The sequence below is a fragment of the Paenibacillus polysaccharolyticus genome (genome assembly GCF_023714295.1).
In the GTDB taxonomy this organism is placed as follows: domain Bacteria; phylum Bacillota; class Bacilli; order Paenibacillales; family Paenibacillaceae; genus Paenibacillus; species Paenibacillus polysaccharolyticus_A.
On record NZ_JAMAUN010000001.1, the window covers coordinates 1493090 to 1517849 of the forward strand.

At 44.2% G+C, this 24760-nt stretch carries 17 protein-coding genes; 12 read left to right on the forward strand and 5 right to left on the reverse strand.

Annotation, left to right across the window (positions count from 1 at the left end; all coding sequences use genetic code 11):
- Nucleotides 1-5: 5 nt before the first annotated feature.
- The gene (locus tag M3629_RS07020) at nucleotides 6-1211 is read left to right on the forward strand and encodes a benzoate/H(+) symporter BenE family transporter (protein ID WP_251503462.1); all 1206 of its coding nucleotides are present in this window, start codon (nucleotides 6-8) and stop codon (nucleotides 1209-1211) included.
- A 26-nt stretch (nucleotides 1212-1237) separates the two neighbouring features.
- Nucleotides 1238-2497, forward strand: a complete 1260-nt coding sequence (glyA, locus tag M3629_RS07025; RefSeq protein WP_251503464.1) for a serine hydroxymethyltransferase — start codon at nucleotides 1238-1240, stop codon at nucleotides 2495-2497.
- Nucleotides 2498-2568: 71 nt separating this feature from the next.
- On the opposite strand, the gene M3629_RS07030 is transcribed toward glyA, so the two are convergent.
- A complete protein-coding gene (locus M3629_RS07030; protein ID WP_251504615.1) occupies nucleotides 2569-3996 on the reverse strand; it encodes a PLP-dependent aminotransferase family protein in 1428 nt (475 codons plus the stop codon).
- Nucleotides 3997-4247: 251 nt separating this feature from the next.
- On the opposite strand from M3629_RS07030, the gene M3629_RS07035 reads away from it, so the two are divergent.
- The 6 genes from M3629_RS07035 to M3629_RS07060 all read left to right on the forward strand — a co-directional run bounded on the left by M3629_RS07035 (nucleotide 4248) and on the right by M3629_RS07060 (nucleotide 11500).
- Nucleotides 4248-6329 (forward strand): serine hydrolase domain-containing protein, encoded by a 2082-nt coding sequence (locus M3629_RS07035; protein WP_251503466.1) that lies wholly within the window; start codon nucleotides 4248-4250, stop codon nucleotides 6327-6329.
- A gap of 302 nt (nucleotides 6330-6631) precedes the next feature.
- Nucleotides 6632-8080, forward strand: a complete 1449-nt coding sequence (locus tag M3629_RS07040; protein ID WP_251503468.1) for an amino acid ABC transporter substrate-binding protein/permease — start codon at nucleotides 6632-6634, stop codon at nucleotides 8078-8080.
- Nucleotides 8073-8801: an amino acid ABC transporter ATP-binding protein gene (locus tag M3629_RS07045; protein ID WP_251503470.1), complete on the forward strand. Its 729-nt coding sequence runs from the start codon at nucleotides 8073-8075 to the stop codon at nucleotides 8799-8801. The genes M3629_RS07040 and M3629_RS07045 overlap by 8 nt, the downstream gene beginning before the upstream one ends.
- Before the next feature lie 165 nt (nucleotides 8802-8966).
- Nucleotides 8967-9329, forward strand: a complete 363-nt coding sequence (locus M3629_RS07050) for a hypothetical protein (protein WP_251503475.1) — start codon at nucleotides 8967-8969, stop codon at nucleotides 9327-9329.
- 85 nt (nucleotides 9330-9414) lie between these two features.
- Nucleotides 9415-10005, forward strand: a complete 591-nt coding sequence (locus M3629_RS07055) for a TetR/AcrR family transcriptional regulator (protein WP_251503477.1) — start codon at nucleotides 9415-9417, stop codon at nucleotides 10003-10005.
- A gap of 82 nt (nucleotides 10006-10087) precedes the next feature.
- On the forward strand, nucleotides 10088-11500 hold the full coding sequence (locus M3629_RS07060; protein ID WP_251503478.1) for an MFS transporter: 1413 nt from the start codon (nucleotides 10088-10090) through the stop codon (nucleotides 11498-11500).
- Nucleotides 11501-11620: 120 nt separating this feature from the next.
- On the opposite strand, the gene M3629_RS07065 is transcribed toward M3629_RS07060, so the two are convergent.
- From M3629_RS07065 to M3629_RS07075, 3 genes are all read right to left on the reverse strand, one after another.
- On the reverse strand, nucleotides 11621-12910 hold the full coding sequence (locus M3629_RS07065; RefSeq protein WP_251503480.1) for a glycoside hydrolase family 27 protein: 1290 nt from the start codon (nucleotides 12908-12910) through the stop codon (nucleotides 11621-11623).
- A 116-nt stretch (nucleotides 12911-13026) separates the two neighbouring features.
- On the reverse strand, nucleotides 13027-13908 hold the full coding sequence (locus M3629_RS07070) for an AraC family transcriptional regulator (RefSeq protein WP_251503482.1): 882 nt from the start codon (nucleotides 13906-13908) through the stop codon (nucleotides 13027-13029).
- 59 nt (nucleotides 13909-13967) lie between these two features.
- Complete coding sequence (locus M3629_RS07075; protein ID WP_251503484.1) at nucleotides 13968-14828, reverse strand: helix-turn-helix domain-containing protein; 861 nt, start codon at nucleotides 14826-14828, stop codon at nucleotides 13968-13970.
- 157 nt (nucleotides 14829-14985) lie between these two features.
- On the opposite strand from M3629_RS07075, the gene M3629_RS07080 reads away from it, so the two are divergent.
- A complete protein-coding gene (locus M3629_RS07080; RefSeq protein WP_251503486.1) occupies nucleotides 14986-16974 on the forward strand; it encodes a hypothetical protein in 1989 nt (662 codons plus the stop codon).
- A gap of 186 nt (nucleotides 16975-17160) precedes the next feature.
- A complete protein-coding gene (locus tag M3629_RS07085) occupies nucleotides 17161-19473 on the forward strand; it encodes a glycoside hydrolase family 95 protein (protein ID WP_435368197.1) in 2313 nt (770 codons plus the stop codon).
- Nucleotides 19474-19612: 139 nt separating this feature from the next.
- On the opposite strand, the gene M3629_RS07090 is transcribed toward M3629_RS07085, so the two are convergent.
- On the reverse strand, nucleotides 19613-20851 hold the full coding sequence (locus M3629_RS07090) for a hypothetical protein (protein WP_251503491.1): 1239 nt from the start codon (nucleotides 20849-20851) through the stop codon (nucleotides 19613-19615).
- Between the two features lie 592 nt (nucleotides 20852-21443).
- Between M3629_RS07090 and M3629_RS07095 the strand changes: the two genes are divergently transcribed.
- Together M3629_RS07095 and M3629_RS07100 are read left to right on the forward strand one after the other, a co-directional pair.
- On the forward strand, nucleotides 21444-23012 hold the full coding sequence (locus M3629_RS07095) for a response regulator (RefSeq protein WP_251503494.1): 1569 nt from the start codon (nucleotides 21444-21446) through the stop codon (nucleotides 23010-23012).
- Nucleotides 23009-24748, forward strand: coding sequence for a sensor histidine kinase (locus M3629_RS07100; protein WP_251503497.1), 1740 nt, complete (start codon nucleotides 23009-23011; stop codon nucleotides 24746-24748). Before M3629_RS07095 ends, M3629_RS07100 begins: the two co-directional genes overlap by 4 nt.
- Nucleotides 24749-24760: the final 12 nt, after the last annotated feature.

A 24760-nucleotide genomic window follows, 5' to 3' on the forward strand; every position in this document is an offset into this window, starting at 1 on the left:
TTAAATTGAAAACAGCATCTAATAAGATTCGCGTGCGCGATCTGATATCACCAGTGACCGCTGCATTAATTTCTGTAATTGTCAATTACGGAGGGACGTTCATTCTTGTGTTTCAAGCGGCCAAAGCAGCTGGATTGAGCCCGGAAATGACCGCATCCTGGATATGGTCCATTTCGATTGGCGTCGGGATCACGGGGATATGGCTTAGTTACCGCTACAAAGAACCTATCATTACTGCGTGGTCTACTCCAGCTGCAGCCTTCCTTGTCTCCATGCTGGCTGTAACTCCTTATTCAGAAGCCGTAGGTGCTTATATGATATCAGCCGTGGGTTTTATCATTTTGGGCATGTCTGGTTTGTTCGAACGGTTCGTGCGATTGATCCCGCCAGGGATCGCTTCGGGTTTACTTGCAGGTATTTTACTCCAGTTTGGTATTTCCGCGTTTGAAGGAGCCAAGGTCGAACCTGTACTGGTTATTCTGTTGTTCACCGCCTATATCGTATTAAAACGGTTTACATCTCGCTATGCCATCGTTGGTATATTGGTTCTCGGTCTGATCTACCTGGTGATTATGGGAAAAACGGATTTCAGTTCCATTCAGATCGCAGTCGCTTTACCTGTATTCACTGCGCCTGAATTCTCAATTCAAGCGTTGCTCGGTGTGACCCTGCCGTTATTTATTATTACGCTGACGGGGCAGTACATGCCAGGTATGCTGGTTCTCCGTAATGACGGTTTTCGAACGAGTGCTAACCCTATATTAACGGTAACCGGACTGGGTTCACTAATCGCTGCACCATTTGGCTCACATGCATTTAACGTGGCAGCCATTACCGCAGCCATATGCACAGGGAAAGATGCGCATGAAGATAAGTCCAAACGTTATATTGCGGGTATTGCCTGCGGAGTCTTCTACATAACTGTCGGAATTTTTGGCGTAACCTTAGCCGCATTATTTTTAATTCTTCCCGCAGCTTTTATCGCCACATTAGCAGGGCTAGCTTTACTTGGAACGATCGGCGGCAGCCTGGCTAACGCTCTGGCGGACCCGAACGGACGGGAGACGGCATTAATTACATTTTTAGCAACAGCGGCTAATGTAACTTTGTTTGGCATCGGCGGTGCATTTTGGGGACTTGTGGCTGGAGTCATGGCGCATCTACTAATTCATTATAAATTTGCCAAAAAACCACTTGGAACAAATGGCTAAGAAACCTGGAAGGGATGATGATCAGAATGTTAAAACATATAGAGAGCCAAGATGAAATTTTGGCAGCAGCAACCCGTCACGAGCTTGCAAGGCAGAGGGATACGATCGAACTGATTGCTTCAGAGAATTTTGTGAGCCAAGCCGTAATGGAGGCCACGGCCAGCGTATTAACCAATAAATATGCAGAGGGTTATTCGGGCAGAAGATATTATGGTGGATGCGAGCATGTGGATACGGTAGAGGATATTGCTAATCATCGCCTGAAACAATTATTTGGTGCTGAACATGCGAATGTGCAGCCTCATTCCGGTTCACAGGCGAATATGGCTGTATATTTTGCCTCAGTCCAGATGGGGGATACGATTCTTGGAATGAATCTTGCTCATGGCGGTCATCTGACACATGGGAATCTTGTTAATTTTTCAGGAAGATTTTATCACTTTGTTCCCTATGGTGTTGATCCACAAACAGGTCTTATTGACTTCGATGAAGTTCGAAAACTGGCTCACAAACATCGTCCACGAATGATCGTTGCAGGCGGAAGTGCATACCCGAGGCGTATTGATTTTGAGATTTTTGCTGAAATTGCTTCCGAAGTGGGAGCGTTACTATTTGTAGATATGGCACACATCGCGGGTATTGTTGCGGCAGGATTACACCCTAACCCCGTACCGCATGCACATATTGTATCAACCACGACACATAAGACGCTGCGAGGTCCGCGTGGAGGTGCTATTTTGTGTAAAGAATCCTGGGCACAGGCTATCGATAAAGCTGTATTTCCGGGAACGCAGGGTGGGCCATTTATGCATATTATCGCTGGAAAAGCAGTCGCTTTTGGAGAAGCAATGCAATCTGATTTCACTGTTTATATGGGAAACGTTCTGAATAATGCGAAAGTAATGGCGGAAACACTAATCAATGAAGGGCTTACTCTAGTTTCTGGAGGGACAGATAATCATCTCATTCTCGTTGATCTGCGCAGCGTTGGCCTCACGGGTAAAGACGCTCAAATCATGCTGGATGAAGTAGGCATCACGGCAAACAAAAATTCGATTCCTCATGATACAGCGAGTCCGTTAGTTACAAGCGGTATTCGGTTTGGAACGCCTGCCATGACAACGAGAGGACTTGGTGCCGGGGAGATGAAAGAAATTGCCGAGCTTATCGCGCTTGCTTTTAAAAATCCAGCGAACACTAAAGTAAAACAGCACATATCAGGTTGTGTGCGCGAGATCACATCACGGTTTCCCCTGTACGAAGCAGGGACATCGTTCACCTCATAAATAGATAGAGCCCGCCTGCATTCTTCTCTAATTATCCATTAACATTGCCGGAGGGCTCTATTCAATTGTTATTATAAGGTGCGAGCAAATCGGGAGATGCCTTCTTCGATTCGTGCCTCATCTACTTTTGCAAAACCTAATACCCACCCCTTACGATCACTCTCCAGGCAGTATCTACTTAGAGGATAAACACAGACACCCTGCTTGCGGGCGGCAGAGGTTATTGCTGCTTCATCACATGGCGCATCGGCTTCAAGAAGAACATGTAATCCCGTTTCTACTCCGCTTAACCTAAAACGCGAACTAAGACCGGAAGAATGGATGGCTTTAGTCATAGCCTCGTGTCTACGACGATAAATGTTACGAACCCTTCTCATATGGCGCATAAATTGCCCACGCTCAATAAAATGATTCAACGTCAGCTGCTCCATTATGGGCAGATGGCGATAAGTCAGTTCATGAATCTGGGTAAGCCGCTCGATCGCTGCTTGAGGTCCTATAATTGCGGATAAACGTATACCGGGCGCAATCATTTTGGAGAAACTCATCATATAAAGCGTATTCTGAGGCAACTGGCTGAACAGAGTAGGAATCGGGTCTCCACGATATCTGAATTCGCTATCGTAATCGTCCTCGATAATCCACATTCCACGTTTTCCGACCAACTGCAACAATTGCTGTCTTCGTGGCTCTGACAAGATGATTCCGGTGGCGCATTGGTGCGAAGGGGTGACAAACACAAGCTTCGAATCCGGATGGATGCAATCTACACATAGTCCCTGCTCATCAACGGGTACTGCATCAATCTGCATATTGCGGTAATTCATGGTGATCCAGGCAGCAGGAAAACCGGGGTCCTCCACGGACACTCTGTCTCCTTCAGTCAGAAGTGCCTGAGCAATCAAATCAATGCTGTGCTGTGCACCTGAAGTTAACAAAATCTGATCAGCTTCAATATGAATTCCTCGTTCTAATGACAAATATCGCTGGATCTGTTCCCGTAGCGGCAGGAAACCTCTGGCATCGCCATACGACCAGATATCAAGGTTGGGTTCAGCAGATACCTGTAAAAATGATTTTCTCCAGGATTGGGTGAACGTCTCATCGATGTAAGGCTCGTGCGGGTTAAAATCAATATCCACCTGCGTTGTATCTCGATCTCCAAACCAGCTCTGTAGTTTGGCAATAGATTCGTGTACTAATGGCAGTGCGGGCGGTACAGGCCCGGAAGGTGGCTCCTCTTCTAAAGAACGGAGCACTTGAATCGAGCTGCTGACTCTTGTTCCACCACGGCGTGAGGTCACCGTGTAACCCCGGCTGAATAATTCTTCGTAAACGATCTGGATTGTAGACCGTGAAACACCGATTCGCCCGGCTAACTCACGTGACGGAAGCAGCAGTTCCCCTGGAGGCCAGTTCCCGGTGATAATGTTGTGAATAGCCTGATCAAGCAGCTGCTGCCAGATCGGACGGTCATCGTTTCGGTTCACTTTTAACATCATAACAACTCCGTTGTTGTTGAATTTATGGATTGCATATTAATAGCAGGTAATGAAAATTTGAGCCTTCCATTGTAGGAAATATTATCATGACAATGGTTCAAGCTGCAATGATGAATCACGATGAATATATTTTTTCCTGTTCATCTCCAGTTCATATTCAGGACGTGGGTAGTTCATTTTCTTTGTTTATACTGCGTTAGGTAACAACTCATACACGACGACCACAGAGCAGAGCAGAAGAGGAGAAGATGAATTTGACACGAAAAAAAAGAATGTCCTTCGTTGCCATGACCTTGGCATTGGCGATGTTAACGCCCACAGCTGCATATGCAGCCGAGCTTCCAGGTAAACTAAACTACGGCTTGACTCAAAAAGCAGTCACGGCGAAAACGAAAACACTAACCGAAACCTATAGAGTTGCGAGTGTACAGTACGCACTTATCGATGGAGGGCAGATTGTTCTCTCTGGACAGACAGGAATGAATGACCCGGAGAATCGTGTGCCAATCACGTCAAACACCATGTATGGCATAGGATCAACAAGTAAAATGTTTCTCACAACCGCTGTTATGAAGCTGGTGGATGAGGGCAAAGTGAAATTGGACGATCCTGTAGTGGGCTATATTCCTGAATTTAAAATGAAGGACAAGCGTTATGCTCAGATTACAGTCCGTATGCTGTTAAATCATTCATCGGGATTGCTTGGCACATCCAGTAACAGCGCGATTCTGTTCGAAGATCCAGATACACACGCACATGATACATTACTGGAACAGCTAGCCTCACAACATTTGAAGGCAGATCCTGGAGCTTACTCGGTTTACAGTAATGACGGGTTTTCATTAGCTGAGATTCTGGTAGAACGAGTTAGCGGGTTGAGTTTTACGGAATTCATGCATCGTCATATCACCACACCTCTTGGCATGAATCATACCAAGACGCCACAAGATCCGCTCGATGTGAAACAAATGGCAACGACATACTCCGCTAAGAAGGAACAACAGCCTTTGGAGACAACCAACATGATTGCTTCAGGTGGCATCTATTCCACAGCCGAAGATTTAGTGAAGCTGTCACAAGTATTCACGAACGAGAAGAATGGTGTTCTTTCCAAAGAATCAGCGAAAGCTACCGGACAGGAAGAGTACAAGAGGGGAATGTGGCCAGAGAACGGTGATTCATCCATTGCCTATGGACTTGGGTGGGACAGCGTGAACTTGTTTCCGTTCAATCGGTATGGGATCAAGGCATGGACTAAAGGCGGAAATACAATCGCCTATCACTCGTCTCTGATTGTATTGCCTGAGTATAATATGGCTGCAGCCGTTACATCTTCGGGAGGTTCAAGTTCAACGAATCAATTGATTGCAACAGAGCTGTTGCTAAGTAGCCTGGAAGAAAAGAAGCTGATTCCGGAGCGTAAACCGGAGAAGTCACATGGAGTACCTGTGAAAGCAGAGATGCCGAAGGAAGAGATGCAACATTCAGGAATCTATGGTGGCGGAGCCAACATGTTGATGAAGCTGGATGTTCAGGAGAATGGGCAACTCACGATGTCGATGTTAGCGACACCAAATAGCCCGAAACAGACGTACACCTATATTGCTGACGGTTCTTTTGTGAATGAGGCAGGTACGGAGAAAGTGAAATTTGTTAAGGAAGATAACGGAAATACGTATCTTTGGACACGTTCGTATCAATCGGCTCCCGGGCTCGGTCAGCTTGCTTCTTCGGAGTATAAAGCTGAAAAGCTTCAAGCCAATCTATTGTCAGACGAAGCCAAAGCTGCGTGGCAAGCGCGTGTGGGTAAAGCGTATGTACTCGTGAATGAGAAACATACCTCGACTCTATATAATACAGCAATGCCGCTGATACCTATTCAGTTGTTAAGTGAGTTACCAGGTTATATTTATACGAATGCTATTACGGATGGGGATCAGGCTGTGAATCAATTGCAGATTCCGGGTGTAGCAGGTCGTGATACGATGGAATTTACCTTTTACAAACAAGACGGTGTGGAGTATGTGTCACAAGGAGGCAATATATATGCCAACCAGGATATCGTGAAACCGATCTATGCAGGTCAGCAATCCAAAACGACGATCCAGTCGAATGGTTATGCCAAATGGTTTTCGATTCCAGCTGCGGCTCGCGGGAAAGAAATGAAAGTGAATTTGCCCTCCGATGGTTCATTTGTTGTGTATGATGCGTCTGGTGCCAGTCTGAATCACAGCGTAGTCAGTGGTCAAACGACAATGGTACTGCCCGAGAGCGGCTACCTTGTCTTTGCTGGTGAAGCAGGATCAGTCTTTGAGATTACGTTAAAATAAAGCATGAACCCATCTTAAGAATTATAGTTTATCGATTGAGAATTAATGCATATCTATAAGATAGCCAAAAAGTCGCATTTTGCGGCTTTTTGGCATTTTAATGTTTCAAATTTAAAATTAAAGTTTCGACAACCTGACCTCCAGGGTAAGTATAAGAGGGCTTTTACAAGTAGATTGAAGAAATGCCATGGAAACAAAAATGAAGGTGGGTAGAAAGAGCATTGATTGGTCAAGAGCTGAGAATAATACCCTTAGCATGATTCGAAACATTCGTAGGCATGACGTCAAGACGAGGAGGACATATGAAGAATAACAGGATTACATTACTTATACTTACCATGGTACTGCTTCTGGTGTCCGGCTTTACAGGTTGGACGGGAAGTGTGCAGGCACAGTCGGATTCGGGGAAAACCTATGTGATCGGTACCGACATTACCTTTGCACCGTTTGAATTCGAGGATATAAACGGAGAACTTGTCGGCATTGACATGGATATCCTTGCTGCGATTGCAAAGGACCAGAATTTCAAATATGAGATCAAAGCGTTAGGTTTTAACGCAGCCGTGCAGGCACTGGAATCCAATCAGGTAGATGGTGTCATTGCAGGTATGAGTATTACGGACGAACGTAAAACCCAATTTGATTTTTCCGATATGTATTTTGAATCAGGCGTTGTTATGGGCATTAAAGCGAGCAATGATACAATAAAGAGCTACGAAGATCTGCGTGGTAAAAAGGTAGCCGTAAAAACGGGGACGGAAGGGTATCGTTTTGCTGAAGCGAACGCATCAAAGTATGGGTTTACCATTGTACCTTTTGATGATTCGGCACTAATGTATGAAGATGTGAAAACCGGAAATTCCGCAGCATGTTTCGACGATTATCCTGTGCTGAAATATGGGGAGAATCAGAACAACGGACTGAAAGTAGTAACTGAACCCGAAAAAGGTGCCCCTTATGGCTTTGCTGTAAGTAAAGGTAAAAACCAGGAGTTGCTGCAGAAGTTTAATGCAGGCCTTGCAAACATCAAGGAAAGCGGAGAATACAAGCGCATTGTAGATAAGTATATAGGTGACAATGCGGAGACTGCTGCAAGCCTAGGACGAATGGAGCTTGTTATCAAGTCTCTTCCGGCCCTGCTAAAAGGTTTGGGTAAAACTCTTTTATACACGATCATGTCTCTATTCTTCGCGTTTATTATCGGTTTGATCTTCGCCTTTATGAAAGTAGGGCGTAACAGAGTTTTGCGCGGCATTGCCACCGTTTTCGTTGATATTTTCCGTGGTATTCCGTTGCTTGTACTCGCGTTCTTCATTTACTTTGGTATTCCTCAGGCATTTGGCTTTACGATGCCGCTGTTCCTTGCAGCGATTCTGACGCTGAGCTTAAATGCCGGAGCATACGTTACCGAGATTATCCGCGGGGGTATTCAATCGATTGATCGCGGGCAGATGGAAGCAGCTCGTTCACTCGGACTTCCGTATCGCAAAGCGATGATGAAAATTGTCATTCCCCAGGCAATTCGTGTGATGATTCCTTCATTTATCAACCAGATGGTTATTACATTGAAGGATACATCGATCTTGTCCGTTATCGGGCTGGTTGAGCTTACGCAGTCTGGTAAAATCATTATTGCCAGATCCTTGGCCTCGTTTGACATTTGGTTAACGGTTGCGATAATGTACTTGATCGTTATTATAATACTGACTAAAATTGCCGATTATCTGGAGGTGAGAATCCGTCGTGGGTAAAATTAGAATAGAAGGTCTGAAGAAAAGTTTTGGTTCCAATCAGGTATTGAAAGGAATAGACGTGACTGTGAACGAAGGAGAGGTTGTATGTGTGATTGGCCCCTCCGGTTCGGGGAAAAGTACATTTCTGCGTTGTGTTAACTGTTTAGAGGATATCACCGCAGGCCGTGTTATTGTCGATGATCATGACTTAAACAGCAAAGATATCGATATCAATAAAGCCCGTGAGAACATTGGCATGGTATTCCAGCACTTTAATCTGTTTCCACACTTCAGCGTGCTGAAAAATATTATGTTCGCGCCAATGGAACTTGGCAAATTAAATCAAGCACAGGCACGGGACACGGCTCTTCGCTTGCTTGACCGTGTCGGTCTGGCAGATAAAGCAGACAGTTTCCCAAGCCAGCTCTCGGGTGGACAGAAGCAGCGTGTAGCTATTGCTCGCGCACTCGCGATGAACCCGGATGTGATGTTGTTCGATGAACCTACATCGGCACTTGACCCGGAGATGGTTGGGGAAGTACTTGGTGTCATGAAGGATCTCGCGAGCGAAGGCATGACGATGATGATCGTTACCCATGAGATGGGTTTTGCCCGCGAAGTTGCGGATCGGGTTATTTTTATGGATGGCGGATATATTGTTGAGGAAGGAAATCCTGAACAGATTTTCGGCAAACCACAGCACGAACGCACAATCAGCTTTTTGGAAAAGGTGCTCTAATCTCATATTAATTGTGGATAAACCAAGAAAGTCGCATATGCGACTTTTTTGGTTTGTACATTGATTCCGTAAGTGACTATAATAGGATTCCTGAAACAGTGAATATATTGTATACAACATCTACATAACACCATTTATAAATTTTATGAAAAGGAGCATTTGCCCATGATTGAATCCGTATTTGAGACTGTACAACGACAATCCATTGAAGCCTTTCAATCAGTGATCCGAAAATCGGAGAACGCTCTGAAGAAAATGGTGGGGAAAGAAGCAAATACATCGGTTATAGAGAAACGACTTCATGCACTAATTGTCAGTTTGTATATATTGGAACACACCTGGAATGGGAGAGATGATCAACATTATAGTAGCCTGGAGATATCCGAGGCACGTCAAGTGATGAATAATCTACTGCCTTCTCTTAAACGAATGATGGATAAATCCGCAGTTGGAACACCACAATATACCTTACTGGAGAGAAGAATTCGAGCTTTCCAACTTGCTGTGCAGGCGATGGAACAGAAATGAGTTGAACTACTTGACAAAGAGTGATTCAAAAGGTAGTCTTCTTTTATGACAGTGATCACTGACATTTGAGTAAAAGGAGAGCTTCATGTCCAATTCAAGTAAACGGAACACAAGAGAGAAGTTAATGTTAACGGCGATTGAGCTGATCTCGGTTAAGGGATATAAAAGTGTTACAACGCAGGAGATTGCATTAACCGCCGGCGTAAGTGAGAAGACGTTATTTCGCCACTTTGGTACGAAACTAAATCTGCTCGAGAGTGCATTTGACGAATATCATTATGCCGAGGAAATGACACGACTTTTTGAGGAAAAAGTTGTGTGGAATCTGCATTCTGACTTATTGTTAGTTAGTAAAACTTATCATGAAATCATGCATAAGAACCGTAAACTATTCATGATCAGTCTGAAGGAAATGAATCATTTGCCTGAGTTAAGAACACGAACGATAAGACATCCCCAGCAGTTACTCGAGCTTTTAACCCGATATCTGCAAACGATGTACCAGCAAGGAAAGGTGGTTCAGATCAACGCTGAATTACAGGCTTTCTCCTTCATGGCATTGAATTATGGCTTGTTTATTAACCATATGGAGGATCATGTACATTTTCCGTGGCTTTCATTAGAAGATGTGATTACCGAAAGTGTGTGGACGTTCACTAGGGCGCTAACGCCCTAGTATTTTAAGTTCTAATATGACAGTAAGTACTGACAGTCAATTTTGCGTGTTTTTTTAGTAACGTAAGGAAAAGAGGGAAACGATGAAGACCACAGAGAGTTTAGAGATCCAGTATACATCTGCAACGGGCAAAGAAACTGCACTACTTCGCGTGCTTGTCTTCACTTTGATCATCTCCGTAATGAACGGAATGATGTTTAATGTTGTCCTACCCGTCATTGGAGATCAATTCGAACGGTCGGCTTCCGAGACAAGCTGGATCGTTACCGGATATTTAATTGTATACGCCGTTGGTACAGTCACTTACGGGAAGCTAACAGATCGATATAGCATTAAACATTTAATCACATTTGGACTCTTATTGTTGGCTGCTGGCTCCGTTATAGGAATTCTTTCTACTTCCTACTTTATGATTATTTTGGCTCGTCTGATTCAGGCCGCAGGGGCTGCCGTCATTCCAGCTCTGGCCATGATTATACCAGTTCGATATTTTCCGCCAAACAAGCGTGGTCAGGCACTCGGTACTTCTGCGATCGGAATCGCCCTGGGATCTGCGTTAGGTCCTATTGTTGCCGGATTCGTATCCAGTGCACTTAATTGGAAGTTTCTATTTGCGATTCCGCTACTTTCGCTGCTGACGCTCCCCTTCTATAGAAAGTATTTGAATGATGAGAGGGGAGGGTATGAAAAGATGGACTATCTCGGAGGCATACTGCTCGCCGTAAGCATTGGAGCCATTTTGCTCGCACTGACTCAATTAAATTTGTGGTATTTGCTAATGGGCATTGTAGTTTTAGCCTTGTTTATCCTTCGTATTCTCCACGCAGCATCACCGTTTGTGCAACCAGCTGTTTTTCGCAACCGCTCCTATACATGGGGAATGATTATTTCATTTGTGTTAGTTGCATGTGGATTTAGCATTCCATTTATTATCCCGCAACTGTTAACCCATGTGTATGATGCTTATCCGGCTCTGACAGGTCTAATTATGTTACCTTCGGCCCTGATTGCAGCATTACTGGGAAGACGAGGAGGAACGTTAGCTGATGATAAAGGCAATGTCTTTTTGATTTATACAGCCTCGACGATGCTTGTTATCGGCTTCATAAGTCTATCGTTTGCTGCCGGCGTGTCATTGTTTTTCGTTTCATCCTTTCTAATCTTGGCGGTTCTTGGTCAATCATATATGCAAATTGCGCTGTCTAATACGATCGCACAGACCCTTTCCAAAGAACAGGTCGGCATTGGTATGGGACTACTGTCGATGTTTAATTTCATCGCGGCTTCTGTATCTACAACCGTTCTTGGCAAGGTCATCGACGGGGGAGCACAGCAGATGCGTTTCAATCCTTTTATCAGCCGATCATCTGCATTTGTATATAGTAATCTATTTATTGTGCTTGCCATGTTGGTTGTGGTAATGACTTTTGTGTATAGATGGCATTTTGATCGTAAGCCCGAAGGACAAATGAATGGATCATCTACATTGTTCTAACAAAGCCGAAAAAATGCTCTTCCAAGCCAATAGTTACAATCCGTTTTTTTAAAATAGAGAAGAAGAGGTCTGTCATAAACGACAGGCCCCTTCTTTATGGAACGCTTCAGGTCAAATGGCTCACGCAAAATGGTACAGGCGCACACCGTGCGAAGGCACATCCGTGCGTAAAATATCCTCGTTAACCTCTGTCACATCGCCACTCCATAACTCAGTTCCATGGCTTGTAGCAGAAAGGGATAAACCAACTGTATTGAGATTAAGTTCCACCGGGAGTGCTGACTGCTCGCCAACATTAAACACAGCTACATAAGTGGAACCATCGACATGAGATGCCGTCCATACGATCAGATCGCCTTGATGTAGCGCTTCTCTAGCACTATGGCTCTCACGATGCATACGCAGAACCTCACGGTTTGTCAGCAAGGACAGCGTCCAGTCATCGTTATCCCGCAACTCACCGCCAAAGATGAGAGGAGAACGGAAGATACTCCACAGAGACATCATCGTCAATTGCTCATCCTTAGTGAATCTTGTCCACCGATCGGCTCCGCCTCCATCCACAGAGCGAATACCAATGTGCCCCAGAGGCAACATATCACAATCCGGCCAACATCCCTCCTTAGGAAGGCCCTGCCACTTACGGCAGCGGTCGAACATATCCAGAAGAAGTGGCCACTGATCCCAGAAATCATCCGTGACCCGCCACATGTTAGCCTGTTCTGCAAAAAATTCAGCGTATTCCACGGGGGCAGGACCGGGAGACAGACTTAATACCATGGGGCGTCTGGCACGTTTGATCGCCTTCGAGATCATCTCAATCTCAGGCTGATGTGTGTCATATAATCTGGAGGCGGCGATATCATCCACTTTGACCAGATCAACACCCCATGAAGCATACAATTCAAACAATGAATCATAGTAGGCTTGCGCGCCTTCTTTGTTGTGATCTACGCCATACATATCCGTGTTCCATGGACAGATGGAGTTCGTGTGAGCGATCTCACGGGCGGTGGAGTTTGTCCCTAATAGAGCTGTGTTGGAATGAACTGCTTGCCTTGGAATTCCGCGCATAATATGAATGCCGAATTTCAGTCCCAGACTGTGAACATAATCAGCAAGCGGTTTGAAACCCTGACCGTCTGCGGCTGAAGGAAAGCGGTTTTCTGCAGGCATCAGACGGGAGTATTCATCCATAACTAGTGGAACGAAAGGGCGGTATTGCGATGAGTTAGCCAGAGGTTCGTACCATTGAATATCAACGGTGATGTAACTCCAACCAAATTCTTTCAAGTGTGTAGCCATATACTCCGCATTACCGCGAATTTCCTTTTCAGTGACGGCAGCCCCGTAGCAATCCCAGCTGTTCCAGCCAAGAGGGGGTGTTGGTGCAACAAGAGTATGATCCATTGAAAAGCTCCTTTACCTGACGTAATTTAAATTATTGCTCCAGTCACATTTATCATAATCAAGTAAAATACAATAATCTACAGTAATGTTAAGTCTTCAATAGCAATATATTGCGGTCAGTCAAAAAACAATCTGCGGTACACGAGGCTCTCGCCGCCGCTTCGGAACTCTCCTGGGGTAAATCCTGTTAACCCTCGAAAAGCTTTGATAAAATAACTTCCACTGGAGTATCCCACTTGGACCGCAATCTGTTCAATGCTTAATGTCGTGCCGCGAAGCAACTCCATCGCTTTCTCGATTCGAACGCGGGTAAGATAGGCACCTGGAGTGAGACCCGTACTAGCCGAGAATCTGCGAATGAAGTGATATTTGGAAAGAGAGACATGCTCTGCAAGCTGATCCACGCTGACCATACTGGCGTAATCGGTTTCAATGTACTTCGTAGCCTGCTGAATATGTTCCGGCCAGTTTTCCCGATTGTGACGTGTTGTCGTCTGTAAACGAACAAGTTCTGTCATGAACTGATACACACTGGATGAGGCAATTAAAGGGTCCGTTAACCTTCCTGCCGCCGCATCCGTTACAATCATTCGCAGCAGACGGATGGGAGCAGAATCCATGGGGAGAAAAGCGACCTCACCTGCTTCTCGCACAAACTTCTGCCAATGAGCCTGAATGAGATCAGGACGGAATAGTAGAAAGATGAAATACCATGGCTCATCAGACTCCGGATGATAGTAATATCGATGAGCGCTCGGGATTTCTGCAAGAAAAGCCTGTCCGGAGGACACACGGTATGTACGGTCATTAGTCTCATAAATACCTTCTCCTGCAAGGGTGTACTGAAATAAAAGAAGAGGGCCATCCATCCGTTCCAGTCCATCCCAGTAATACGACGGATCAGTAATGATATCGCTCCCCGTTGCATAAAGCTTGCATAGCTTAAGTTCACGATCTTCGGCAAATCGAAAACCATAAGTCCCTTTTATAATATCCATCGTTTTCCTCCAATCTTGGATACTCTGCTCAATGTACACTTATGTTCACTATTTAAACATCATTTAAGTTCTGGATCTGAGGGTTTGCGTGCAAACTTGCCTGGCGATGTTCCGACCATCTTGGTAAAACTGCGAATAAAGTTGGCATAATCGCCGAATCCGGAATGATAACAGGTCTCGGTAATACTCATACCTTCCGATAAACAGATTTGGGCGAGCTCGATGCGGCGGTTAAGTATATAGTTTCGAATCGTTAGTCCGGTGTGTTTTTTGAATTGACGGCTGATATAACTGCTGTTGGCAAATAGTTTTTCTGATAAGTGCTGAAGTGTGAGAGACTCGGTCAGATTCGTTTCGATATAGTCCATCGTATTACGAACCAGTTCAGGCATAATGTCGGTGGGCACAAAATCCGTATGTTTAAAAGCCAGATTGGTCATGAGAAGCAGTCGGGCGATCAGCATATTTCTCATAATATCAGCACCGTAGTCTGATGTTAGCAACATTTGCTCCACTTGGGTTGTAAGATTGAGAAATGACTCTAACTCTTCTTCATTCAAATGAATGATATTCCCCTTACCTTTAGGCCGATGATCAAAACAGGCAGAGAGGTTGGTAGATGATGTGGATAATCGATTAAGATATGATTTTTGCAGATTAATTGTGATTCGTTCATATTCATTCTTGTCGAGTGCAAAGGACCGATGCATTTCCTCTGGACTTAAAACAATAAGATCACCTCGCTCCAGATGGTAACATCGATTCTCGATATAGAAATTCACATTGCCACGAAGAAAAATATACAGCTCATACCCATTATGCCGATGGTAGAATGTGCCCATATTGTAGGTCGTGACACGATGCAGATACAGCAGATCCAACTGAATGGGATCATACTGGTACTCCTGCGATTCATTCATATCCTGAAAGCCTCCTAATCGTTTGGCGCAATAAATATCACGATCTAAGCAATGAAATTGCGAACCTGAACCTATAAAATGGTACCATCCTAGCATCTTGGTTTAAAATTTGCAAGCGTTTTCTGAAGGAGTAGGGAAAACAGAAAGGGAGGATTGTATGGGACTGATCTTTACCGCACGAAGTAGAAGGCAGGAAGGGACAGCCTATACCTGTATGAGTACGCATAATCTTCGGGCTGACGTAAATATGACTGCCGGGACAGGCAGTGCAGGTGATCCAAAGCAGGCACAGATTACCATTAAGAATGAAGGCAGTCAACGGTGGAGTGGAGTGATTCATGTAGAACTTGCTTTTGACAAACAGCAGCCCAGATTTTTTCTGCCTGCCTTTATGTATGGTCGTAATCGGGGAGAAGCCCCCCAAAATGTACCTAACGAATTTCCAAGAATTCGTGAAGAAACACCTTCCCGTCCTTCATCCCCGTGGTGGATGGTTCGAAGCGATCGTTTATCGCATCCGGCTGCACTTGTATATGATTCGGGCCGAATTGCCGGGCTCAGCGCAAGCCCATATTGGGTGGAAAGCAAGCATAGTGGACAGAAGCAGCCATGGTATCCAGGTCAAACAGGTACTTTTCTGCAATATGGAGGTTTCACATGTTCGATCGAGAAAGGCACCGTTGGTTATACCTTAGGGTATGAGAATGCTCCGTTGCTGTTTATCAAATCAAGACTTGTGCACGAGCGCTCAGCCTTGGCAGAGAGCGTCTTTGTGTTGGAAGCAGGAGAATCGGTGGCGTTCACCCTTGAATTATATGATTATGAATCCTCTTCGCCCTTGGGTATTAACCCTGCATTAGAACATGTCTACCAAAAGTACCATGAACACCCTAGACAAGGAAGCGACATCCGCACAGCCGTATCCGACATGTCCGCTGCTGTTCGAGACTACGCGTGGCTTCCAGATGACCGTCACTATTCTACTTTTGTGTACGAAGACGCAGAGAGCGGGGAGTATCGATATAACAAAATCATCTCGATCAGTTGGACCAATGGCATGACCATTGCAACCCCCATGCTGCTTGCAGCATTGCGTCAGAACGATGAACCCATGCGTCAGCAGGCTTTGTCCTGTATCACAAACATTATCGAAAATGCGATGAATTCCGAGTCAGGACTTCCGTATGATGCTTATCAGGATGGAAAATGGAGCATTAAAGGCTGGTGGTTTGACGGTATGCGTACACCGGGTCACTCATCCTATCTCGTTGCACAAGCCATGTTTTATATCCTCAAATGTTATGACTATGAATGTCGCATAAGGCAGATTAGACATGATGACTGGCTCGCCTATGTGAAGCAAGTACTTGAATGCCTGGAACGGAGCAAAAATGCGGATGGCGAATATCCGACGATATTATCCGAGCGCACGGGTGCAGGCCTGGAGTATGATGCTTTTAGCGGAGCGTGGTGTCTTGCTGCGAAAGCTTATTACAGCTGGTTGATCCATGATTTATCCGATTTGGAGGAAATGAGACGCAGTGAAACACATTATTACAATGCCTATGTGAAACAGATGGAATGTTACGGTGCTCCGCTTGATGCGGACAAAGCAGTGGATTCGGAAGGCATTCTGGCATATATCAAAGCTCTCCGTTTCCTGCATGCACTCTCCGGTGAGAAGATGTTCCTCCGTCATATGAGAGACGCCATCAGCTACGAGTTCAGTTTTAAATTTTGTTATAACTCGCCAGTGCAGATTCCGCCGCTAAGTACATTGAACTGGTCAAGTTCGGGGGGAAGCGTCACTTCGGTAGCTAATCCGCACATTCATCCCATGTCGAGCAATCTCGTCGATGAGCTTTTATATTATCTTCAGCAACGTGAGGATGACTATATCCGTCAGCGTATGAATGATACGGTCGCTTGGGGCTGTCAAACCTATAATCGTGTTGATGGTGAATATGGTTATGGCAAAAAAGGATGGATGTCCGAGCGCTTTTGTCACTCGCAAGGACTCGTTACGGAGACTTATGCCGATGGTACGCCGGCAAGCACCTGGTTCTGTCTGATGCCGTGGGCCAGCGGCTCCATCATCGAAGGTCTCGTTGGTGACTACTGGGATCAAGTCACCTCCAGCGATTGAATAGATATGATCATGCCTCCAAACGAGTTAGCATTGTGAAGGTTTAGGTTAGTTTTCTTCATTCAACCAAGCTGGGTGAACACAGTAAACTGATTATAAGCCCTTTAAGATGGGTCATAATGAGTCCTGTTCGTCATTCTGCTAGTGCAGCAGTGAATCTTGGCATCTCTCGTTGGAGGTATAATGATGAATACGAATAAAATTTGGTTTGATCACGCCGCGGAGCAGTGGGAAGAAGCATTCCCGATCGGAAACGGAACCCTCGGTGGTATGGTATTTGGAAGAACACATCTAGAGAGAGTGCAGTTAAATGAAGATAGCCTTTGGTACGGCGGACCAATGGAACGGAACAATCCGCAATCCCTTCAATCACTGGACAACATAAGGGAACTTCTGTTTCAAGGCCAGATTCGGCAGGCAGAAGAACTTGCGTTAACTTCATTCGTTGGAGTGCCAGATGGACAGCGGCATTATGAGCCGCTTGGTGATTTCTATGTGGCCATGCATCACGGAGAAGAGGAGACAGCAGACTATCAAAGATATCTTGATTTGGAACAAGGAATCGCTCGCGTTCAGTACACATCAGGCAATACACAATACAAGCGAGAATATTTTTCAAGTTATCCTGATCAGGTCATAGCAGTCCGTCTCTCTAGTAGCGTGCCAGGTGAATTATCATTGACAGCGTTGTTCGGCAGAGGTTCCGTGTTACAATGGTCGCCGTTATCGGGAGCGCTAAGACATCCGGTCGGGTTCCAATCGTTGATCGATCGAATCGAACAGCGCAGCAATGGTGAACTGATCGTCCGAGGAAGAAGCGGGGGAGAAGGTGGGATTCGTTTTTGTTGTGCGATTCGGATCATGAACGAAGCAGGCAAGCTTGAGTATTCGAGCGGTCAAATGTCACTTTTAAATGCTGATTCCGCCACCGTGCTAATCGCAGCATGCACTGATTTTCGCTATGCCAAGGAAGATTTGGAGGCGGAATGTTTACGAAGAATAGATACGGCCTCTGCCAAAACATATGATCAGTTACTTCAGGATCATATCACTGACTATCAGGCGCTGTTCAAACGAATGGATCTGCATCTGGAAGGTGGACACACAGATACCAGTTATATGACTCTGCCGATGAATCAACGACTCGAGCGTCTTAGAGCAGGCGGTGATGATCCTGAACTCGTAAGTTTGTACTTCCAGTTCGGGCGATACTTGCTAATCTCCAGCAGCCGGGCCGGTTCGTTACCTGCCAATCTGCAGGGCATATGGAACAAAGACATGCTTCCGGTATGGGATAGTAAATACACCATTAATATCAATACAGAAATGAACTATTGGCCAGCCGAGAGTTGTAATCTGCCGGAGTGTCACATCCCGTTATTTGATTTTATCGAGCGACTACAGGAACGTGGAAGGGAAACGGCCAGCAAAATGTATGGCTGTAGCGGATTTGTAGCACATCATAATTCTGACATATGGGCAGATCCTGCCCCGCAGGATGTATGTCTAACGTCGACCTTCTGGACGATGGGCGGCGCGTGGTTGTCTCTTCACCTGTGGGATCATTATGAATACGGTAGGGACAAGATTTTTTTGAAAAAAGTATATGGCACGATGAAAGAGGCAGCTTTGTTTATTCTGGATTTCCTTGTACAAGACCCGGAGGGGAATCTCACGATTTGTCCTTCATCCTCGCCGGAGAATATCTATATCCTGGATAATGGCGAGTCAGGTGCGCTTTGTTACGGGGCATCGATGGATAACCAGATTATTCGGGAGCTGTTCACGAGGTGTATTGAAGGTGCACGCATTCTGCAACAAGATCAGGAATTTGCATCACAGTTGCAAGAAGCATTAACTCGCATTCCGGATATCGCTGTGGGAAAACACGGACAGATTCAAGAATGGAGCAGGGATTATGATGAACTTGAACCAGGTCATAGACACATATCACACCTGTTCGCGCTCCATCCGGGATCGCAGATTAACCCGAAAACGACCCCTGAATTAGCAAAGGCCGCTCATGTTACGCTGGATCGCCGACTGCAACATGGTGGGGGACACACGGGCTGGAGCAGGGCTTGGATTCTGAACATGCGGGCCAGACTGGAGCAGGCTGAACAGGCATATGATAACGTTATGGAGCTGCTTCGTTCCTCGACACTGCCTAATTTATTCTGTGATCATCCTCCGTTTCAGATTGATGGAAACTTTGGAGGTACGGCGGGCATAGCCGAAATGTTGCTTCAGAGTCACGGCGGTGAGATCCGTTTACTTCCCGCACTGCCAAAGGCATGGCCAAAAGGTTCAATTCGAGGGATGCGAGCGCGCGGCGGATTTGAAGTGGATATGGAATGGAGCGAAGGGAAGTTGCTGCATGCCAGTATACGTGCAAGCGAGGCTGGTAAAGTTAGCGTTTCTTATCTGGATCAACATATGGAACTGGATTTCCAGAGTGCACAAGATTCAATTATTTTAAAAGGGGAAAAGTGGATATGACGTTCTGTTCGGCAAAAGGAACGTTATTAAAAAGTAAGGCAAGTAGACAGAGGCTTAGCTCTAATCAGAAAAACTGGCGCTGGTATTCTACCAGCGCCAGTCCGTATTCTAGTTGATTCAGGAAGAAGTCTCTTAAGAATTACCTGTGAAAAAATAATATAATATCTTGAGTAATTTGTTTTGTTATCTGTTCATTATCGAATTTGGCTTTAGTGTAATATTCAATTCCTTTATTCAGATCATAAGAAAATAATGTCCCACTAAAAGTACTGAGCGAAACAGAATAACCGATGGAGTCGAAGTTCCCAATATTTTTTTTGAACTCTGAGGGAATAACATTAACAAGATATTTCTGAGTATCATTCATGTTAGTACTGTATTTGCCAATGTAATTGGTGTTTAAGTCTTTAATTGTACTAATTAGATTAGAACTTTTGTCTAATGAACTGAAATCCTGTAGCATATCCATTTCAACTTGTTCTTCCGGGTTGTAAAGTCCTAACTTTGTATAAAAGAATTTTCCAATATTGAGTGCTTTGTCAATGTAAAAGCTCTGATTAATTGTCTGTTTTCCACCAGTAAGGGCTAGAATATAGGCATTCTTAAGATAGATATCTTCATTGTTTAAATTGTAGATGCCATTCGAAATTAAAATTTGATCAATGTAAGATTGTGGGTCATAACTAGCTTCAATATTGAAGGTTGCAAGCCCTTTACCGAGTTCAGGACTTATCCCCATGCTTTGATAATAAAATATGCCGTGATTTATGATACTATCTCTATCTTCTATACCTTCATCATAATAGTTTAAATGAATTGCATAGTCTTTGAGATTGTTCAGTTGATCCGTTGTAAGAGTTTGATTCACAGCTTGATATCCTAGATACTTTTCAATTAAACTGATCGTTGGGGTAACATTATATTGAAAATCGCTATTGTTAATGAAAGGTTTTTGCAGAGGTTCTAGAGTAGAGAGACCAAGATAACTAAAATTATCTGTAAGGAAATCATTTGGCGTAGTCCTGTAATGTGGTCTTACATAAGTTCCATCTTTTCGATAATAACCTTGAACAAAAACTAAATTACTTGTCGATATACTCTTTTCATATGTAGTACCCTTGTAGAGATTAACTACCAACATCTGATTAAAACTAGTACCTGTAACTGGCTCTGTATTTCTTCCTGGACTTGTAGAGTAACTGTAACTTGAACTCGAGGAACCGCTTCCACGCCAATATCCACTTACATAAGTCCCGTCTTTGCGGTAGTATCCTTTTACATATTTCTTTGCATCCACATGATCTGAGCAATAGAGTAGTGCTGGGGATAAGAGCACTAATACTAGTAGTATGGGTATGATTTTCTTAAGATATTTCAAAATGCTAAACCTCCTATTATTTTGTCAGAATTATTCTAACAAATAATATCAAAATTGAATATTAATTTATTTCAATTTTATGGTCTTATTATATTATGTATAAAATAAAACTATTAATTAACGTTACATCATGAAGGATACATAAGCTTAACTATTTTTACACTTGAACGGAGGACAGAAAAAAACTGGAAAAGCGAAGCGTTCGCCTTTATCACCGAATTTTTCCCTTTAGGAAAGGGAATCAAAAAATCTGGGGATAACAGCGATTGGAAGGTTATTCTGTCATCGAAATGCACAGTGTAAAAACTTTAATTCAACTAGTAATGTAAAATTCATATCCATCTCTTAAGCGAAACGTCCGGATTAAACTCGGTTCTGTTTCGCTTTTTTCTATTATGAAGCTATAGGTGGTACTTTCGCGCAATAAAATCAACGATTCGCGCAATGAATTTGCAAACGGCAAACGATAGAATGGAAACAATCTTGTGTAAATAGGTGCAGAAATGTAAGCGGTTTCTAATTATAATTGGAATATACCGTTTCTTTGTTGATTTCATTCAACGATTTTGCTTGATGGGAAGGAGCAGATCATATGTTAAAAGTACTTCTGGTCGATGATGAGATGTATATCCGTAAAGGGATGCACGAACTGATTGATTGGCACAGTCTTGGCATGGAGATTGCGGGAGAAGCAGAGAATGGGTTGGAGGCGCTGAATAAAGCGGAATGTCTACATCCCGATGTCATTATTACCGATATCCGAATGCCTATTTTGGACGGACTCGAGTTAATTCGTGCTATCGACAAGTCACTTACGCTAGATCCTGTAATTATTATCATTAGTGGTTACCATGATTTCAAATATGCACAGCAAGCGATAAGATACGGTGTCCAGGATTATATCCTCAAGCCGATTGATGACGAAGAAATGACTTCGACGTTGCAAAAAGCGGCTAACCTGATCCAGAATAAGCGAAAACATGCATTCTTGGAAGAAGGACAGGCTAGTCGAATCATGTTAAAGGATATGATCAAGGGTCAGATTCGGCAAGAAGATGAGATCCGGTATGCAGAGATGTTAGGTATCGACCATCAGACGTCATTGACCATTGTACTGTTTGAACTACAAACGGGATCAGAGCATCGAAAAGTGACTCTTCATCAGGTTAATGAAATCCTTCATTCATTGGCAGATCATCGGTTCAACCTATACGTCATTGAAGAACAGCTAGGTAGATTTGCTTTAATTGTTCTATTGAAGGAACCCTCACCAAAACAACGTGTAGTCGAGAAAATTCAATGGATTCAAAACATGCTCAGCGACCATCTTGGCGCAGATGTAGGCTTGTATGCAGGTACATTGGTAGATGACATGATTGAAGCACCTCGATCTTATGCGGAAGCAGAGGAAGCATCCAAGCATAAATTCGCGGAACCCGGAAGTGTTGTTCATTATACAGAAGTGAAGGATAGAGAGTTATATGTATTTAACATCAATCAGGAAGAGGTTGACGCTCTGATCCTAAGCCTGGAAGAGCGAAACCGCGGGACTTGTCACGACATTGTAAATGATATGTTCAACAAGTTTCACACGCATCGGTTTTCTATTCAGGCTGTTACTGGTTCTCTGTTACGCTGCATTACGGGCATACTCGCGGTTGTACATGAGATGGGAGGGACGGATGCAGGATTACAGCAACTCAAGGTATTAGCCGAACAAGGTCAGGATGGGTGGAATTTGCGTCTATTGAAAGTTGCATTTTTGTCTGCATTGGAAGAAGCGGAGAACTATATTGCTCGGCTGCGGATGGAACAGTCCAAAGGAGATATTAACAAGATTAAACGATATATTGACGCCCATTATAAAGAGAATATCAGTCTTAAAAGTATTGCAGCCCAGTTTTACATGAATCCGGTTTATCTTGGTCGGCTCTTTCGTAAGAGCTACAATCAATATTTTAATGAATATCTGCTCAATCTCCGCATTCAGGAAGCCCAGAAGCTGCTTCGCCAGACAGATCTGCGAATGTATGAGGTGGCTGCTCGTATCGGATTTCAGAATGCGGATTATTTTGTGACCCAGTTTGAGAAAATCGTCAATATGACGCCAACAACTTACCGTAATCTTCTGAAAGAGCATGAACAGCGGGGAGCGCAATGATGAGGTGGAAGTGGAACTACATGAAGCTTCGGGACAAATTGTTGCTGATGTACGTGTTATCGGTGTTCATACCGATTGTTGTAACCAATGTCGTTTTCTATCAAGTAACCACGGCTAATATCCGTAGCCAGAAAACGCGTGATGCCGGAATGGCGTTAAACAACCTGAAAAACGAATTGCGTGTAACGATTGACCAAGGGGTAGGTCTGTCTTATTCGCTCTATGCTGATCCAGTATTTAATGACACGTTATCTCGTTCGTTTGAAAGTAACTCGGAGTACATAAGGGCGTATAATTCCTATCTCAAAGGAGAGTTCTCCGGTCAACTGAGTCAAGGCATCCGCTGGTACCAAGTGTATACCGATAATCCAACGATTTTGTCCTCGGGATACATTGAACACTTAAATGAAGCGGTTCGCAGCGCGAGCTGGTATAAGCAATTACAGAATAATGTTGTACCTTATCCAACCTTGATTGCAACCGATCAGATGTTAAGCCTCGTACAGCGGTTAAACAATCAGGACACGGCCGGTATCGAACAATTACTCAAAATTGACTTTAATATGGATTTACTTCAAGAGCAATTTCTCAACAGCGGTTTTGATGGCAAAGTGTATTTGGTTGATCCAGGGGGCCACATTCGCTTTTCGAATGATTCGGGCACAGAGCATGTTTCAATTGGACAGCTTTACGGGAAAATGGAATTCCCCAATAAGACCATTCGATTTGATCGTGTTTATTCTGGGATTAACTATTTGGAAGGGTGGTCCCTTCAAGGTGTGATGGATGAGGAAATCGTGTTACAGGAAGTTCGTAAATCACGATCCTTCGTCGTCTGGCTGGCATGTATCAATTTCGTGTTGCCTTCGATTATCATTGCGGCGATGTCCCGATCCATTCATGTCAGATTGGTACGTATTCTCAAACATATGAAAAAAGTAAAAACACAAAATTTCCAGACCATTCCTCCTGAAGATGCAAGGGACGAAATTGGTCAATTGACGACTGAATTCAACCGGATGACGAATACGATTCGAAATCTCATTGATGAAGTATACCTTGCGGATATTCAAAAAAAAGACTTGGAGCTTAAACAACAGCAGGCGCAGCTTCATGCATTACATAGTCAGATTAATCCGCATTTCCTGTTTAACACGCTTGAATCGGTGCGGATGCGTAGCCTGATCAAGGGCGAGAAAGAGACGGCTAAGATTGTGCATCATATGGCAAAAATGTTCCGTAAGTCCATTAGCTGGAATCAGCATAACGTTACTGTGAAGGAGGAATTGGAGCTGATCGACAGCTTTTTGCAAATTCAGAAATATCGCTTCGGTGAAAAACTCCAGTATTACATTGAAGCTGATCCTGCCGCGTTAAAGTACCGTATTCCGAAAATGGTCATCCTGCCATTTGTGGAAAACGCCAGCATACATGGTATTGAATCTACACCGGGCGAAGGGATTATTCGGCTTTTTGTGCAATTGGAGGGTCAAAATCTTCATATCGGGCTGGAGGACAACGGCATTGGTATGTCCGAAGCCAGATTAAAAGAGTTGGTAGGATATCTGGAACAGAATATGGATATGGGTGAGCATGTAGGGATGAAAAATGCCTATAGTCGGTTGAAACTTTGTTACAGAGATCGATTCTCTTTTTCCATTCAATCGGAGGAAGACAAGGGGACGTGTATTCAGATCAGACTCCCGTTAGATGGGGATGAAACGGAAGGGAATTGATGGTTCGATATA

Bases quoted from the DNA above. Each gene is read 5' to 3' on its own strand.
- glyA (WP_251503464.1), top strand. From the start codon at position 1,238: ATGTTAAAACATATAGAGAGCCAAGATGAAATTTTGGCAGCAGCAACC.
- M3629_RS07030 (WP_251504615.1), bottom strand. From the start codon at position 3,996: ATGTTAAAAGTGAACCGAAACGATGACCGTCCGATCTGGCAGCAGCTG.
- M3629_RS07035 (WP_251503466.1), top strand. From the start codon at position 4,248: ATGAATTTGACACGAAAAAAAAGAATGTCCTTCGTTGCCATGACCTTG.
- M3629_RS07040 (WP_251503468.1), top strand. From the start codon at position 6,632: ATGAAGAATAACAGGATTACATTACTTATACTTACCATGGTACTGCTT.
- M3629_RS07050 (WP_251503475.1), top strand. From the start codon at position 8,967: ATGATTGAATCCGTATTTGAGACTGTACAACGACAATCCATTGAAGCC.
- M3629_RS07055 (WP_251503477.1), top strand. From the start codon at position 9,415: ATGTCCAATTCAAGTAAACGGAACACAAGAGAGAAGTTAATGTTAACG.
- M3629_RS07060 (WP_251503478.1), top strand. From the start codon at position 10,088: ATGAAGACCACAGAGAGTTTAGAGATCCAGTATACATCTGCAACGGGC.
- M3629_RS07065 (WP_251503480.1), bottom strand. From the start codon at position 12,910: ATGGATCATACTCTTGTTGCACCAACACCCCCTCTTGGCTGGAACAGC.
- M3629_RS07070 (WP_251503482.1), bottom strand. From the start codon at position 13,908: ATGGATATTATAAAAGGGACTTATGGTTTTCGATTTGCCGAAGATCGT.
- M3629_RS07075 (WP_251503484.1), bottom strand. From the start codon at position 14,828: ATGAATGAATCGCAGGAGTACCAGTATGATCCCATTCAGTTGGATCTG.
- M3629_RS07080 (WP_251503486.1), top strand. From the start codon at position 14,986: ATGGGACTGATCTTTACCGCACGAAGTAGAAGGCAGGAAGGGACAGCC.
- M3629_RS07085 (WP_435368197.1), top strand. From the start codon at position 17,161: ATGAATACGAATAAAATTTGGTTTGATCACGCCGCGGAGCAGTGGGAA.
- M3629_RS07095 (WP_251503494.1), top strand. From the start codon at position 21,444: ATGTTAAAAGTACTTCTGGTCGATGATGAGATGTATATCCGTAAAGGG.
- M3629_RS07100 (WP_251503497.1), top strand. From the start codon at position 23,009: ATGATGAGGTGGAAGTGGAACTACATGAAGCTTCGGGACAAATTGTTG.